Genomic DNA, 14,329 nt, shown 5'->3' on the forward strand with positions numbered 1-14,329 from the left:
CAACGCCTTGACAAGCGGAGATGTCTCCGTTTATCATCAAGTGGAGACGTCTCCGCTTGATTGTAGCATACGATATAGGCGGGTACAACCTATGCGGAAAGAAGGCTTTATCCGTGCCGATATGGAAAAGAAATTTAATCGTCTGCTGGTTCGGCATGTTCGTGACCGGCATTGGCATGAGTCAGATCGCGCCCGTATTGCCGCTGTTTATTAAGCATCTTGGCGTTCAGGATTCGGGATCGATAGCAGAATTGTCCGGTATCGCGTTCGGCGTGACCTTCATCATCTCGGCGATATTCTCCCCGATCTGGGGAGCGGCAGCAGACCGATTCGGGCGCAAGCCGATGCTGCTGCGGGCCAGTCTCGGGATGGCAATCGTGATCGGCTGCATGGGCTTCGCCCATCATGTGTACGTGCTGATCGCGCTAAGATTCGTACAGGGCATCATCACCGGATACGGTACGGCCTGCACGACGTTGATCGCGACGCAGACCGATAAGGAGCACGCAGGCTATGCGCTGGGCACGCTGTCGACGGCAAGCATCGCGGGCGCGCTGCTCGGACCGATGGTCGGCGGATTCGTGGAAGAGAATTTCGGCATGCAAAACGTATTCTTCATCACGGGGGCGCTGATGCTGATCGCCTTCCTGACGACGGCGCTATTCGTCCAGGAATCGTTCACGCGACAAACGAAGCAGGTTCAAGGCGCCAAGGAAATCTGGGCATTGCTGCCCGAGAAAAGCTTGACGATTACGATGTTCGTGACGTTCTTCGTCTTGACGGTGGCCCTGTATTCGGTGGAGCCGATCATTACCGTCTATATTACCCAGCTGTCCCGCAATCTCAGTCATGTCGCGCTGATCGCGGGCATCACGTTCTCGGCTTCCGGACTTGCGAATATCGTAGCCGCCCCGCGGCTTGGCAAGCTGTCCGACCGGATAGGCGCGCATAAAGTGATGTTGATCGCCCTCATAGCGGCCGGCATTATTTTCATTCCGCAAGCTTTCGTGACGAGTCCCTGGCAGTTAATGGCGCTTCGGTTCTTATTGGGGCTTACATCGGCGGGACTGACCCCTGCCGTCAATATCATGATCAAGAAAATTACGCCGCCTGCCATCACTGGCCGGGTGTTCGGCTTCACGATGTCGGCCGGTTACCTGGGCGTCTTCGGAGGAGCGATCCTCGGAGGCGAGGTAGCGGATTGGTTCGGCAGCCGGTACGTATTTATCGTGACGGGCGTGCTGCTGTTGGCGAACGCGGTATGGGTGTATCAGAAAGTGTTCAAGAAGCTGCAAAGCCGCCAAACGGCGAATATCGCCCACTAACTCAAACGAAGGAGAAGGAGCGCTGCATGCATGCAGATCAAATGGTTTGGTCACTCTTCATTTCTTCTCACTTCGGATGCCGGAATGAGGATTCTCATCGATCCCTACTATAAGTTTCTCGGCTATCGGATGCCGGTTCCGGTGGAATCGGATATCGTCGTCGTCACGCATAATCATAGCGATCACAATAAAATTAAAGCGGCATCGGGCGATTACTTGCTCGTGAACGAGCCGAAGGAATACAGCCGCGGCGACGTGCGGATCAGCGGGTTCAAGACGTTCCACGACAAGGTGAACGGGAAGAAGCGGGGGCCGAATATTGTTTTCCGTTTCCAAATCGACGGTCTGACGATCTGCCATTGCGGAGACTTGGGGCACTTGCTAACGGCGGAACAAGTCGAAGCGATCGGCAGGACGGACGTGCTCATCGTTCCCGTAGGCGGGAGGATGACACTGGATGGAGCGGAGGCCGCTCACGTTATGCGGCAGCTGGAGGCGACCGTGGCGATTCCGATGCATTACAGCACGAAGGCGCTGGGCCTTCTCGGAAGAATCATCTTCGCGAAGGCGGATCCGTTCCTGACGGCGGCCGGCACGCGGACGACGCCCAATGTGCAGCTTCTGAATTTATCCAGGGAAAGCCTGACCCAATATGCGGGTGTCGTTACGATGCAGTATCATTAAATACACAAACAAGCACGCAAGGCATCCTGGCCGAAGGATGCCTTGCGTGCTGTTCGGCGCTCGTCGTCAATAGACGAATCGGCGCTGCGCCCCGTAACTGAACAAGAATAAGATGCCTTCCGTCAGGAGCTTGGCCGCGATGAGCGGAAGACCGATGTTCTCGTGAAAGAAGTGCATGATCCCGTAATTCAACACGAGGATAACGATCACGAGCGAGAAGTATCGGGGCAGTGACTTGCGAATCGCGGCTCCTCCCGCATGCGTAAACACGAATCTGCGATTCATCGCGTAATTGAAGATCGAGCTGCATACGCGTGCTCCGATGACGGCCGCGAGCAGATTCGAGGTCATCCACTGCAGCAGGAACAGCAGCACGAAGTCCAAGCAGGCGGCGAACCCCGAAGAAGTGCAGAACTTCAGGAACGGAAAATAGACGCGGGCGGAATCGGCGAGCGGACGAAAGTGAGAAGACTTATTGTCGTCCAGGTACACCGTGTCGATCGGCACCTCCACCAGTTCGTATCCGGCATGCCGAGCCTCGAGCAGCATGTTCATCTCATACTCGAAGCGATCGCCTGGAACCCGGCACAACCAGTCCAGCATATCGGAAGAATAGCCCCGCAAGCCGGTCTGCGTATCTTGAATGGGCTTGCCCGTCGCCAGCGTGTACGCCATCCGCGTAGCGGAGTTGCCGAAGCGGCTGCGCAAGGGGACTTTGCCCGTGAATTGCCTGCTCCCCAGCACGATGTGACCTCGGTGCTCGCGAACGGCGTCCGTAATCCGCAGGATATCGCTCGGCAGATGCTGTCCGTCGCTGTCCGCGCAGACGACCCCTTCGCCTCTGCCATGCTGCCTTATATAGTCAAATCCTGTCTTGAGCGCACTGCCCTTGCCCTGGTTGATCCGATGCGTCAGCACCGTGCAGCCTGCTTGCTCGGCCGAATCGAAAATACCCCGATAGTCTTCGCCGCTGCCGTCGTCCACGACAAGGATCGAAGTATCGCTCACTTCCTTCAACTTGTGAATGAGTCCGATTAACCGCTCGTCCGGCTCGTAGGAGGGGATAATGATCGTCATGCTGTTAGCCTCCCTCTTTTTTAGGTTTTGGGAATGTAGATAATATCGCTGACGCCCCGCTCATTGCCTCGGCCCAGCGGATCGTTCACCACTCTGCCCATGAAATACATCGTGGACGAGCCGCCGCCGTCTAGATTATAGGCCTCTGTGGCCCCCAGCTCATGGAATAGGTTCGCGAACTCGGTCAGCGTCATGCCCCGGCTGTAGCCGCTCTTCCTCCCGTCGACCACGATAAACAGAAAGTGATTCGGCGCAATCATCCCGATACCCGTGCGCGGATTGGCGGCTTGGATCGAATGATTGCCGAAGTTTTTGTCGATTCGCACACTGCTGAAATCGCTGGCGATTTTGCCGTTATTGATCAGAATTGGACCAAAGGAGAAGGTGTCCGTCACGCCTTCGGCAAGCAGCGCGTCCGAAGAGGTCTCCTCTTCGTTATAGGGCTGAAGCGTGCCGTTCTCGAGCAGAGCCAAGCCGTCTCGCGCAGGATCGTCGCGGTAAACGGTGCCGTTGCGTATGACGACGCCGTCATTGCGGAAGCCGTAGTAATCGCCGTTAATCGCGAACACGGCGTTGTTGTTGGCCGCGATCGTCGAGGTGTCCTCGATGATATTTGTCCCGAAAGCATTCTTGGCGAAAGCGGTCGATAGATTGCTGTTTTTGTCGAATGTCACATCAGCCACGAAATACGTGATCGTATCCGATCCGGATCCGGTCTGCACCTGCTTGATCCGAATCGTTTGGTTGTCATCTTCATAATTCCAATCGTCCGATTGGGCGCTGGACGGTGCCGCGGATGCCTCTTGGGCGGCGGGGGTGCTCGGGGCGACGACGACCTCGACATGCTCGATCAGATAACGATCGGCCAGCCGATACAGGATCGCGGCGACGATCAGCAGGAACAAGGCTATGATGGCGATAATCTTGGTTTTCTTTCGTCGGCGGAACATGGGTATCACTCCTTCGTGCGGTTCTTGCCTTTATCTTAGAGCGGCTACCTTTAGCGAAACTTAATTGTGATCGAGAAGATGAAGGAAGCAGGACGGAGGACGAAGAGATAACCGGAGGGGTGGAAGGCTGACCGGAGCGAAGGCGTAATTTTTCTTTGACACCATGCATACATTTGTATACATTAATTTGTATACAAATGTATGCAAAGGAGGAAAACATCTGCATGTGGGGATTGAAAACCTATATGAAGCCGTACTGGATATTCATTATTCTCGGCCCGCTCTTCATGATCTTCGAAGTGTTTTTCGATTTACTCCAGCCCCGGTTAGCCGCCGATATTGTGAATCTCGGCGTCGTGAAGCGCGATTTCGCGATGATCGAGCATACGGGACTCATTATGCTTGGAGTGACGCTGCTCTCGCTCGTCACCGGCGTGGGCTGCAATTTATTCGCCAGCCGCGCCTCGCAAAATTTCGGCGCCGACATCCGGGAGGCGCTGTTTACGAAGGTGCAAACCTTCTCGTTCGAGAATAAAGACCATTTTAAGGCAGGGTCGCTCATTACGCGGATGACGAACGACGTGGTGCAAGTGCAGAACCTGCTGCAGATCGCGCTTCAAGGTCTCGTGCGAGCGCCCAGCCTGCTCATCGGCAGCGTGGTGATGGCACTGCTCATGAATCTGCAGCTCGGTCTGATTTTGCTCGGTACGCTGGTCGTTCTCGTTGCGGTGCTCGCCGTACTCATCCGATTCTCTTCTCCTTTATTCGCAAGCATTCAGACCAAGCTTGATGCCGTGAATACCAGGATCGAGGAGAATTTGGCCGGCATTCGGGTGGTGAAAGCTTTCGTCCGATCCAAGCACGAGACGAAGCGGTTCCAAGAGGTCAATGAGGACTACACGCACATCTCGATTCGCGCGGCGCGCTTCATTGCGCTCAACTCCCCGATCGTGACTTTCATTATGAATTTGTGCTTGGTGGTCATTCTGCTCTATGGCGGCAATCTCGTGTGGAATGACACGGTTCAGGTGGGGGATCTGGTCGCATTCGTCAACTATGTGGTGCAGGTGCTCTCTTCCTTGCTGATGGTGAGCGGTCTGCTGATGAACGTTGCCCAGGCCAACGTCTCCGCCAAGCGCATCCATGAGGTGCTGAACACCCAGGCAACGATCGAAAACGCGCGGCAAGAGAAGGCCGAACCGATTCCGGCCAGGCAGGTGAGGTTTCAAGACGTGGCGTTCTCGTACACCGGTTCGGCTAATGCCAAGGACCTGGTGATCCGGGGGATTCATATCGAAGCTTGCCACGGGGAGACGATCGCCATCATCGGGGCTACGGGGTCCGGGAAATCCTCGCTCGTTCAATTGATTCCGAGGCTGTACGATGTCACGGCCGGTTCGATTCAGATCGACGGGAAGGATATTCGTAACATCCCGCTTGCCGAGCTAAGGTGCAGCGTGGGGATGATTCTCCAGGATACCTTTCTATTCACCGGCTCCATTCGGGACAATATCGCTTTCGGCAAAACAGACGCGACGCAAGAGGAGATCGAGGCGGTCGCCAAGATCGCGCAGGCGCATGATTTTATCGCCAAGCTGCCTGAAGGGTATGACACGAGACTCGGTCAGAAAGGCGTCAATTTGTCCGGGGGACAGAAACAGCGAATCTCGATTGCAAGGGCGCTGTTAATGAAGCCGCCGATCCTGATTATGGATGACAGCACGAGCGCGCTCGATCTTGGAACCGAGAGAGAGCTGCGGACCGCGCTCCAGGGCGTAATGAAAGACACGATTACGTTCTTGATCGCGCAGCGCATCACATCCGTCATGGACGCCCAGAAGATCGTCGTGATCGACGAAGGCGCTATTGTCGGCAATGGAACTCATGAAGCGTTGTTGGAGACTTGCGACGTGTATCAAGATATTTATCGCTCCCAATTCGGCAGACAGGAGGCGACGTCTTATGTCCGATAGCAAGCATTCGAATCACGCTAATGCGAGTGAGAAACCGGCCGCGGCGGATTTTGCCCAAATGGGCTTTCGGAATGGCCCGGGTCCTCACCAAGGGGGCGCTCCGAAGGTCAGGTCGAAGGATGCCAAAGGCACGCTGCGAAGAATATGGATATATCTCAAGCTGCAGCGCCGCGCTTTAATGGTCGTGGTTGCGTTTACGGCGCTGACGTCCTGCTTCACCCTACTCGGGCCTTATCTGATCGGCAAGACGATCGACGACTATATCATTCCGCATCGTTGGGCCGGATTTGTGCGCATGGGCATGCTATTAATGGGCGTGTATTTGCTTGCGGCCGTTTGCACGTGGATCCAGCAATACATGGCTTCGAGCTTGGCCCAGAATACCGTTCGCGACATGCGGCAGGATCTGTTCAACCATTACCAGCGGCTGCCGATTCCGTTCTTCGACGGGCGGACGCACGGCGAGCTGATGAGCCGGGCAACCAACGATATCTCCAATGTGTCCAATACGTTGAACCAAACGGTGGTTCAACTGATCTCCAGCGTCTTGATGCTGGTGGGCAGCGTGGTCATGATGCTCAGCCTGAGCCTGTGGATGACGCTCGTGACGATGCTGACGGTGCCCGTCATCGCTTATATCACGACGAGAATCACGAAGTACACCCGTCAGTATTTTTCGGAACAGCAGAAGCGTCTAGGGGAAGTGAACGGCTTCGTTCAGGAGAACATCTCGGGCTTGAAGGTCGTGAAGGTGTTCGGCAGGGAAGCGCAGTCCGTTGAACGATTCCGCGAGATGAACGAGAAACTGCGGACCATCGGCGTGAAAGCCCAAAGCTTCTCCGGCTCGATGGGACCTCTCATGAACGCGATGCGCAATCTGAGCTTCGTCGTCATTGCCGTCTCCGGCGGCTTCTTCGCCTACCATGACATGATTACGATCGGCGTGATCATCAGCTTCCTGAATTATTCGAACTTGTTCAGCCAACCCATCAATCAGCTGGCCAACCAATATAATATGCTTCAGTCCGCCATTGCCGGCGCGGAGCGCGTGTTCGAGGTGTTGGATATGCAGCCGGAGCAGCTGGATGAGGCAGACGTTGTCTCGAATTCCCCGATCCGGGGAGAGGTCCGGTTCGATCATGTCCATTTCGGTTATAAGCCGGATGTGCCGGTGCTCAAGAATCTGTCTCTGCATGCGGAGGCGGGTCAGATGATCGCGCTGGTAGGGCCGACGGGCGCGGGGAAGACGACGATCATTAATTTGCTGACGCGATTCTACGACATCCAGTCCGGGCGGATCCTCATCGATGGGAGAGACATTCAGGAGCTGGGCAAGCAGGAGCTGCGCAGGCAAATCGGTCTGGTGCTGCAGGATGCCCATGTCTTCTCCGGGACGATTCGGGAGAATATCCGTTACGGCCGGTTGGAGGCCACGGATCAGGAGGTGGAAGCGGCGGCCTGCGTGGCGAATGCCGATACGTTCATCCGGAAGCTGCCGTACGGATACGATTCGCACTTAAGCGCCGAAGGCGGCAATCTAAGTCAAGGCCAGAGACAGCTGCTGACCATTGCCCGAGCCGTGCTGGCGAATCCTTCGATTCTCATTCTGGACGAGGCGACAAGCAGCGTCGATACGAGAACGGAGCTTCATATCCAAGAAGCGATGAAGGCGCTGATGAAAGGCAGAACGAGCTTCGTGATCGCCCATCGGCTCAGCACGATCATTGAGGCGGATAAGATCGTCGTCATCAACGACGGGGAGGTCGTGGAAGAAGGCTCGCATGACGAGCTGTTGGAGAGAAGAGGCTTCTATTCGAACCTGTACCGGAACCAATTTGTACAGGGGAATGCAAGTTAACGGCTTAAATGACGTGGTAGACATGACATGAAGAGATGCAGACAGTGGAGACGATCCCCCGCGGATGGTCTCTTTTTGTTCGGTTGTGTCGGATTGCCCCGGCGGCGGACATGCATGTTCCGACAAGTTCAGATGAGAGAGAACTAATGTTGCGTGGGACTCTGGCATGATGCCTGCTAACACTTCGTATGGCAAAGTAATACTACGGAATGCTTTTGTTGTTGTGACGTGCGTTGGCGGCTCTAAGGCTTGACCAAAAATCGAATTCCAGGAGGAAGGCAATGATGAACTATCATTTCTTCGTAGGTAACGATAACGGTAACAGCGAGCATGACCTGGTGATAGACGGCAGATTGATTCAGCAGCCCAATGTGAATTGCCCGGTGGACGAGCTCCCATGGCGGGAAGAGCAGGCGCCGGAAGGGTTCGTAAAACAGCTGCAGGACCATCTTGTCGTCACGGTGGATTCGCCCGCGGCAAGGCCGGGGATGTATTATGTCGGCAAGTTCGCGCTGGAAAGCGGCGAAATCATTGATAATATCCAGATCGGCATCGATTCGAAGAGCGATATGGACCTGCCGATCGTGAATACGCTGGCTCAGATTGCCGCGGTGGCCGTGCAGAAGGCGTACGAGGAGGAGAAGCAAATCCCGCCTCAAATCGACGTCGAGGTGGATATGGCGACCGCCCTGCCCGTCACGCAGCATACGGATGAGAGTTCGGCCAAGTTCGAGAAGCGGTTTACCTCCGGCTCGCATCACGTCACCGTGCATCTGGGCATCCAACGCGTAGCGGTGAAGATCGTCTTTCAGTTCGTGAAGGTCGTCCCCGAAGCGACGCCGGTTATTTTCACGCTGCAGAAGGATGCGGCCGGGAACTGGAGGGAAGGCGACATTTTCGCCGAATTTTCGGCATCGTACGGGATCGAGAAGAAGTTTAACGGCAGCTATTTCAAGGATAAACGCATCCTGCATGTCGATATCGGAGACGGCTCGACGGAATACCCGATTACGGAGGGAAATCGCTTCCTGCGGCAATTCGTTCATGGCAGTCATCACGGAGCGGGGTATGCCATCGAAGAGGCGCTGCAGGAGTTCAATCGGCTGATTCATCTGCCGGACAGCCCAAGGCAGTTCTTCAGCGACGTGCTCAAGAATCCGAAGCACAAGTACCATGCCAGAGCGCTCAAAACCTTGCGCCGGCCGCTGGAGAGCCAAGTGAAGCAGATCGTGCAGCATGTGAAGAAGCAGCTGACCAAAGCCCGCAATGAGATTGACCTCGTCTGCGTATACGGAGGCGGCAGCATTCTCATGCGCACCGTGCTGTATCCCTACTTGAAGGCCCTTTGCGACGAACGGGAAATCAAGCTGCTTTATATTCCGGCCGATTACGCCGTCGAGCTGAACGCGGCAGGACTCGATGCTTTCGTACGCGGCAAAATCTTCGAGGCGCTGAAGCATAAAGCCGACGTGGAGCAGCCGGCGTAAGGCGCATGGCGAAGCAGGGATATAAGTTCTATGGAACCGGCAGGTGATGATGCTAATGAAGAAGACCAAGCTCCCGGGCGGCAATATTAGCCTGAAGACGAAGAAGACGGAGGATCCGCAAGTGATGGCGTGGTTGAACGCGCAAACGAACCTGATGGATTCCCTCCGTTATTTGGTGGAGAACGAAATCAAGCTGCATGGCATCCGTAATTTACAGACGTATATCCCGATGGAACGATCGGGCTTGCAGGATGGGTCGGGCGCCCGGGCGGCATCCGATGCATCCGATAGCCGCCCATTTGCAGCAGAGGCGCGGCAGGAGCTTGCGGCTGGCGCCGAAGAGGAAGCGGGAGCGGAGCTGGAAGAGGATGCGGAGCTGGAGGCGGAAGAGGCTGAGTGCGATTCTTCCCCCGAGCCTGCCGCGGAAGAAATCGACGATGAGGATATCGAGGCGTGGAGCTAGACCGGACGCTATACGGCTCTCGGCTTGGGTCCCCTTGAAGATTCGGAGGCACGGTTTGACGCATGTGGCCGGTCGACAGTTCGCTCAATAGCTAACCGTAAGCGTTACAGGCGAGCGAACAGTAGGTAACGCAGTAACGTGAAGAACCCTGGATCCCGTTTTCCGTAAGCGGCGTCCAGGGTTCTTTTGGTATGTTCGGGGGAGATGTAGCCGACCATGACCTGTTTCTATTTGCCGTACACATGCGAAAATGGATCAAGAGGTGCACCGTATGCGCGACTTGGCCATCGAGACGATTCCGAAAGTATGAAGGTATGAAAATAACTGCAAATATGCAGCTATTTCACCCGAAATCAATCGTTAGAGCAAAATAGATGTAAATATGCAGTTATTTCAATTCATTTCTTCCTAATTCGATTAAATTCCAAGAAATAAGTGCATATTCGCAGTTATTTTCTCGTATGAGCCACATCACATAAAAATAAGTGCATATTCGCAGTTATTTTAATAAACCACTTTGGGGGCCATGATTCCGATAGCCCGAGCCGAGAGCGTTGCATCGGGCCGTTTTCGGTATTGTCCGGCAATACGATTTTGCCAGCGTTGTCATCCCAAGTATCGCCGAGTAACACTAAGTAACATGAAGATGCAGCACGGAGTACTTCAAGAATTACTAAATACTACTAAGTGTTACTAAGAGTTACTAAGGATGATTAAGTATTACTGAGTATTCCTTATTATTACTTCGTAATACCAAGTAATACCGAGTGATACTAAGTAACACAAATAATCGCCGATAAGCATCAAGCACCTCTAAAGTAGCCTCAGCACTAAAATAGCAGCACTAAAGTAGCCTCATACGCCATAGCCAACCGGCGCATGGAAACATGCAGTCACGGCGAATAAATTAACGGCTCATTCAACATGCAGCTCATTCAATTTACGCGATCAAGTCAAAGCCACTCCATGATACGGGGAGGCTTTTTATCGTGCTTCCACAACCGTAATACAGGTTCGGTCTTGCTGATTGGACGCCGCAAAGCGGCTCCCCCCGTGCGTTGACGCGCCGGCAACCTAAGGTTGCGGGGATACGTAACTAAAGGTAGCTTTACTTTTGGCGGTCATTCTAACAACAATGTTGGTGTAGCGAGAAGGAAGGGGATTCCGAGATGATCTTTGGAGAGAAGCTGAAGAGCGAGAGAAAGAACAAAGGCTGGTCGCAGGAGGAATTAGCCGAGAAGCTGTTCGTCAGCCGGCAGTCCGTGTCCAAGTGGGAGAACAATCAGAATTACCCGAGCATTGAAATCATTATTAAAGTGAGCGATCTCTTCGGCGTCACCATTGATGAGCTATTGAGGAGTGATGAGGAATTGACCAAGAAAGTCATCCAGGACGGCAAGCAATTGGCGTATCCCAAGCTGAAACTGATGTTCGATGTGTTGGTAATGTTAGGCGTGGTGCTGCTGGTGGCGAAAATCGGCATCATTTTGCTTAATAAATTTGCGGATGCCGATATTGCATTCGCTGGCGCTAGATGGATTTGGAACGCAGGCCCGTTGATTCTTATGGTCGGCGCAGGGATCGGCTCCGGCATCGTGAAGGAAAAGTACAAAGAAGAGTGAAGCTTGGCTGCTGCGACGTCGATCCGCGCACATACAAAAGGCTGCTCCGGAGTCGCATGAGACTCGGGGGCAGCCTTGTTTGCAGCTTGTATTCAACGGTCTGAACCGGACACCGTGCAAGTTCAAATGGAGTAGCTTGTAATCTCTTCATGAAGCTCCTCTTGTAAGCAGCCATCAACAATCGATCGGTGGAGTTCATGACAAGAATCCAGCACTTGCTGCAGCAGCAGGAAGCCATCCTCGGTGAAGTTCCCGCCGGCTTGCTTATGTGCGCGTACGCAAGCAATTACGCCGCTTGCCTGATTGGACAGCCGCGCAATCAAATGATGCTGCTGCGCATTCAGTCCGGTATCGCGCTGCAAGGAAGCGATCGCAAATTGGACCGAACGCGGAAACTCGGCATTCAGCAGCAGGAATTCCGTCACTTCGGGGAGCCTCATCTCATCGGCATGAAATTTGCGGAACGCTTCATAGCCGCCGCATGATTTAAGAAGAACGATCAATCGGTTATAGCGGTCTTCTTCGTTCAGCCAGACCGCGTCCCTGATTAGATTGCAGCAGCTGGCATGGAGCAGGCGAACTGTATTGCTCATTCGCTCGACGAATTTCCCGGCCTGCAGCATGTTCCAGTTCTGTCCCCGGACCATCGCGGAATCCGCGGCGCCGTTGAAGAGAGAGAGTCTCTCGCTGATGCGTTTGTAGAACAGATAAGGAGACTGCATCATGACCTTGCTGACATCCTGATCCTTCAGCCACAAGTAGAAGGCATTGATGATATCCCATAGCTCGCTCGGCAGAATCGCGCGCAGCGTGAGAATATGGGTTCGGAGCTGCTGAACGCGGGATAGCATGCCTTCCGTATTGGACCGTTCGAAGGTCAAATAGTGGAGGATCGTCCATTCGTTCACATGGAGATGGAGACGCTTCAGTTCCTTCATGTCGCCAACGGCCGCGGCGAGCCGCTCCCAGGCATACGTTTCTTCGCTTTCCATGAGCTCATGGCGCATCGTGTAGTTGACGCTAATGATGCGGGCATTGTTATCTGTTCGTTCCACATCGCGCCCGATCGAAAACAGCAATTGCGCATTGCGATTCGTCATCGTCATCACCTCGTAGTTAGATCAAGTCGGTTGCTGCCGGCTTACGCCAATACCCAAGTATCCTTCGTGCCTCCGCCCTGAGACGAATTCACGACAAGCGAGCCCGGCTTGAGCGCCACGCGAGTCAGTCCGCCCGGTACGGTGTAGCTGTCGGAGCCGTTCATAAACGTAAACGCACGCAAATCGACATGGCGCGGAGCAATGCGGCTGCCGGCAAGCGAAGGGCTGCAGGAGAGCTTCATGGTGGGCTGGGCAATGTACCGCTCCGGATGCTGAACGATTTTGCCCGCGAACGCCTGAATATCCTCTTCCGTGGCGGAAGGGCCGATCAGCATGCCATAGCCGCCCGATAATGATCTTTCTTTGACCACCATCTCGGACAAGCGGGATAAGACAAGCTCTCTTTCGTGCTCCCTCGTCAAAATATACGTCGGTACGTTATTCAAGATCGGCTCTTCATTCAGATAGTAGCGGATCATATCGGGTACGAACGCATACACCGCTTTATCGTCGGCAACCCCGGTGCCGGGCGCATTCGCCAGCGCTACATTCCCCGCGAGGTACGCGTCCATCAAGCCGGGCACGCCGAGCAAGGAGTCCTTGCGGAATGCGCGCGGATCCAGATACTCATCGTCGATACGCCGGTAAATGACGTCCACTTGCCGGAGACCGTGCCTGCCTTTCAAATAAACGACGCGGTTGATGACGCAGAGGTCTCTGCCTTCGACGAGGTCAATGCCCATCTCCTGAGCTAGAAACGTATGGTCATAGTAGGCGGAGTTATAAATGCCAGGGGTCAGCAATACGACGCGAGGGTCCGGCTTACCATGAGGGGCTAAGCTGCGCAGGCTGCTTAACAACGCATTCAAGCCCTGATCAATCGGGCGTATCTGGTGGTCAAAGACCAATTTGGGGAATAAGTTCGTCATTAAATCGCGATTCTTATAGACATAGGACAAGCCTGACGGCGTCCTTAAGTTATCCTCAAGCACGTAGAACTCGCCGGAATGACCGCGAATAATATCAATACCCGACAATGGAATATAAGTGCCATTGGGAACATCCAAGCCGGCCATCTCCGGTACGTAGTAGGGATTGTTTACGACCATGTCACGCGGAACCAGCCCGTCTCGCAGGATGTTCTGCTCATGATAGATGTCCCAAATGAATCGGTTGAGCGCGTTCACCCGCTGCTTCAAGCCGCGATCCAGCTCGAGCCATTCATCCGACGTTATGATCCGCGGCAGCAAATCAAACGGAATCGTCCGTTCCTGAGCGGACTCGTCGGCATGATTCCCGTAGAGGGTGAAGGTAATCCCTTGCGTAACCATCTCCGATTGCATCATCGCGTCGCGATGTTTTAACTCTTCAAGCCCCATTTCAGCCAGCCGCTGAAGCGTCCTGCCATAGTGGGCTCTCACTTTGCCCCGTCCTTCAAACATCTCATCGTAAAAAGCCTGATGTTCATAATCAGCGAACAAGTGTGCCGTGTTATCTTTCATCATCAGCATGGCCATATGACAGAATCCCTCCATTGGTTTTATCCTTTTATCCCTATCAGTGTGTAAACTTTTGTAACATGCCGATAACACAGCTAAGTATAGAGCATGCGCCTAATGGAAGGTTGTCGAATCCGCACTGCGTAAATGTGTCTATTTTATGACAATTTAACGTGCTTGTCCCTCTTATACTCATTTTGTAGGATAGGAAACTTGTTCATAAACAAAGTAAGATATAGGAAAATCATGTATTATTAACTTAACTATTAACCAAATAAATAGGACGGTGCC

General features: G+C 53.9%; 11 protein-coding genes. 7 read left to right on the top strand and 4 right to left on the bottom strand.

The window, feature by feature from the left end:
• The first annotated feature begins 113 nt into the window (after positions 1-113).
• Both AC0YNU_RS26120 and AC0YNU_RS26125 read left to right on the top strand, forming a co-directional pair.
• Positions 114-1,325, top strand: coding sequence for a multidrug efflux MFS transporter (locus tag AC0YNU_RS26120; protein WP_475761729.1), 1,212 nt, complete (start codon positions 114-116; stop codon positions 1,323-1,325).
• 30 nt (positions 1,326-1,355) lie between these two features.
• The gene (locus AC0YNU_RS26125; RefSeq protein ID WP_475761731.1) at positions 1,356-2,009 is read left to right on the top strand and encodes an MBL fold metallo-hydrolase; all 654 of its coding nucleotides are present in this window, start codon (positions 1,356-1,358) and stop codon (positions 2,007-2,009) included.
• Between the two features lie 66 nt (positions 2,010-2,075).
• On the opposite strand, the gene AC0YNU_RS26130 is transcribed toward AC0YNU_RS26125, so the two are convergent.
• A complete protein-coding gene (locus tag AC0YNU_RS26130; protein WP_475761733.1) occupies positions 2,076-3,086 on the bottom strand; it encodes a GtrA family protein in 1,011 nt (336 codons plus the stop codon).
• 20 nt (positions 3,087-3,106) lie between these two features.
• The gene (locus tag AC0YNU_RS26135) at positions 3,107-4,036 is read right to left on the bottom strand and encodes a phosphodiester glycosidase family protein (RefSeq protein ID WP_475761735.1); all 930 of its coding nucleotides are present in this window, start codon (positions 4,034-4,036) and stop codon (positions 3,107-3,109) included.
• Between the two features lie 224 nt (positions 4,037-4,260).
• Here AC0YNU_RS26135 and AC0YNU_RS26140 point away from each other — a divergent pair, with 224 nt between their 5' ends.
• The 5 genes from AC0YNU_RS26140 to AC0YNU_RS26160 all read left to right on the top strand — a co-directional run bounded on the left by AC0YNU_RS26140 (position 4,261) and on the right by AC0YNU_RS26160 (position 11,439).
• Positions 4,261-6,009, top strand: coding sequence for an ABC transporter ATP-binding protein (locus AC0YNU_RS26140; protein WP_475761737.1), 1,749 nt, complete (start codon positions 4,261-4,263; stop codon positions 6,007-6,009).
• Positions 5,999-7,867 (top strand): ABC transporter ATP-binding protein, encoded by a 1,869-nt coding sequence (locus AC0YNU_RS26145; protein WP_475761739.1) that lies wholly within the window; start codon positions 5,999-6,001, stop codon positions 7,865-7,867. Before AC0YNU_RS26140 ends, AC0YNU_RS26145 begins: the two co-directional genes overlap by 11 nt.
• A gap of 281 nt (positions 7,868-8,148) precedes the next feature.
• A complete protein-coding gene (locus tag AC0YNU_RS26150) occupies positions 8,149-9,354 on the top strand; it encodes a ParM/StbA family protein (RefSeq protein WP_475761741.1) in 1,206 nt (401 codons plus the stop codon).
• 55 nt (positions 9,355-9,409) lie between these two features.
• The gene (locus tag AC0YNU_RS26155; protein WP_475761743.1) at positions 9,410-9,817 is read left to right on the top strand and encodes a hypothetical protein; all 408 of its coding nucleotides are present in this window, start codon (positions 9,410-9,412) and stop codon (positions 9,815-9,817) included.
• Between the two features lie 1,169 nt (positions 9,818-10,986).
• The gene (locus AC0YNU_RS26160; RefSeq protein ID WP_475761745.1) at positions 10,987-11,439 is read left to right on the top strand and encodes a helix-turn-helix domain-containing protein; all 453 of its coding nucleotides are present in this window, start codon (positions 10,987-10,989) and stop codon (positions 11,437-11,439) included.
• A gap of 122 nt (positions 11,440-11,561) precedes the next feature.
• Here the strand turns inward: AC0YNU_RS26160 and AC0YNU_RS26165 are convergent, their stop codons facing one another.
• Positions 11,562-12,539: an alpha-E domain-containing protein gene (locus tag AC0YNU_RS26165; protein ID WP_475761747.1), complete on the bottom strand. Its 978-nt coding sequence runs from the start codon at positions 12,537-12,539 to the stop codon at positions 11,562-11,564.
• Positions 12,540-12,580: 41 nt separating this feature from the next.
• Positions 12,581-14,056 (bottom strand): circularly permuted type 2 ATP-grasp protein, encoded by a 1,476-nt coding sequence (locus tag AC0YNU_RS26170; protein ID WP_475761749.1) that lies wholly within the window; start codon positions 14,054-14,056, stop codon positions 12,581-12,583.
• Between the last annotated feature and the right edge of the window lie 273 nt (positions 14,057-14,329).

The sequence above is a fragment of the Paenibacillus sp. J31P316 genome, from assembly GCF_056269105.1.

Bases quoted from the DNA above. Each gene is read 5' to 3' on its own strand.
- AC0YNU_RS26125 (WP_475761731.1), top strand. From the start codon at position 1,356: ATGCAGATCAAATGGTTTGGTCACTCTTCATTTCTTCTCACTTCGGAT.
- AC0YNU_RS26130 (WP_475761733.1), bottom strand. From the start codon at position 3,086: ATGACGATCATTATCCCCTCCTACGAGCCGGACGAGCGGTTAATCGGA.
- AC0YNU_RS26135 (WP_475761735.1), bottom strand. From the start codon at position 4,036: ATGTTCCGCCGACGAAAGAAAACCAAGATTATCGCCATCATAGCCTTG.
- AC0YNU_RS26140 (WP_475761737.1), top strand. From the start codon at position 4,261: ATGTGGGGATTGAAAACCTATATGAAGCCGTACTGGATATTCATTATT.
- AC0YNU_RS26145 (WP_475761739.1), top strand. From the start codon at position 5,999: ATGTCCGATAGCAAGCATTCGAATCACGCTAATGCGAGTGAGAAACCG.
- AC0YNU_RS26150 (WP_475761741.1), top strand. From the start codon at position 8,149: ATGATGAACTATCATTTCTTCGTAGGTAACGATAACGGTAACAGCGAG.
- AC0YNU_RS26155 (WP_475761743.1), top strand. From the start codon at position 9,410: ATGAAGAAGACCAAGCTCCCGGGCGGCAATATTAGCCTGAAGACGAAG.
- AC0YNU_RS26160 (WP_475761745.1), top strand. From the start codon at position 10,987: ATGATCTTTGGAGAGAAGCTGAAGAGCGAGAGAAAGAACAAAGGCTGG.
- AC0YNU_RS26165 (WP_475761747.1), bottom strand. From the start codon at position 12,539: ATGACGAATCGCAATGCGCAATTGCTGTTTTCGATCGGGCGCGATGTG.
- AC0YNU_RS26170 (WP_475761749.1), bottom strand. From the start codon at position 14,056: ATGGCCATGCTGATGATGAAAGATAACACGGCACACTTGTTCGCTGAT.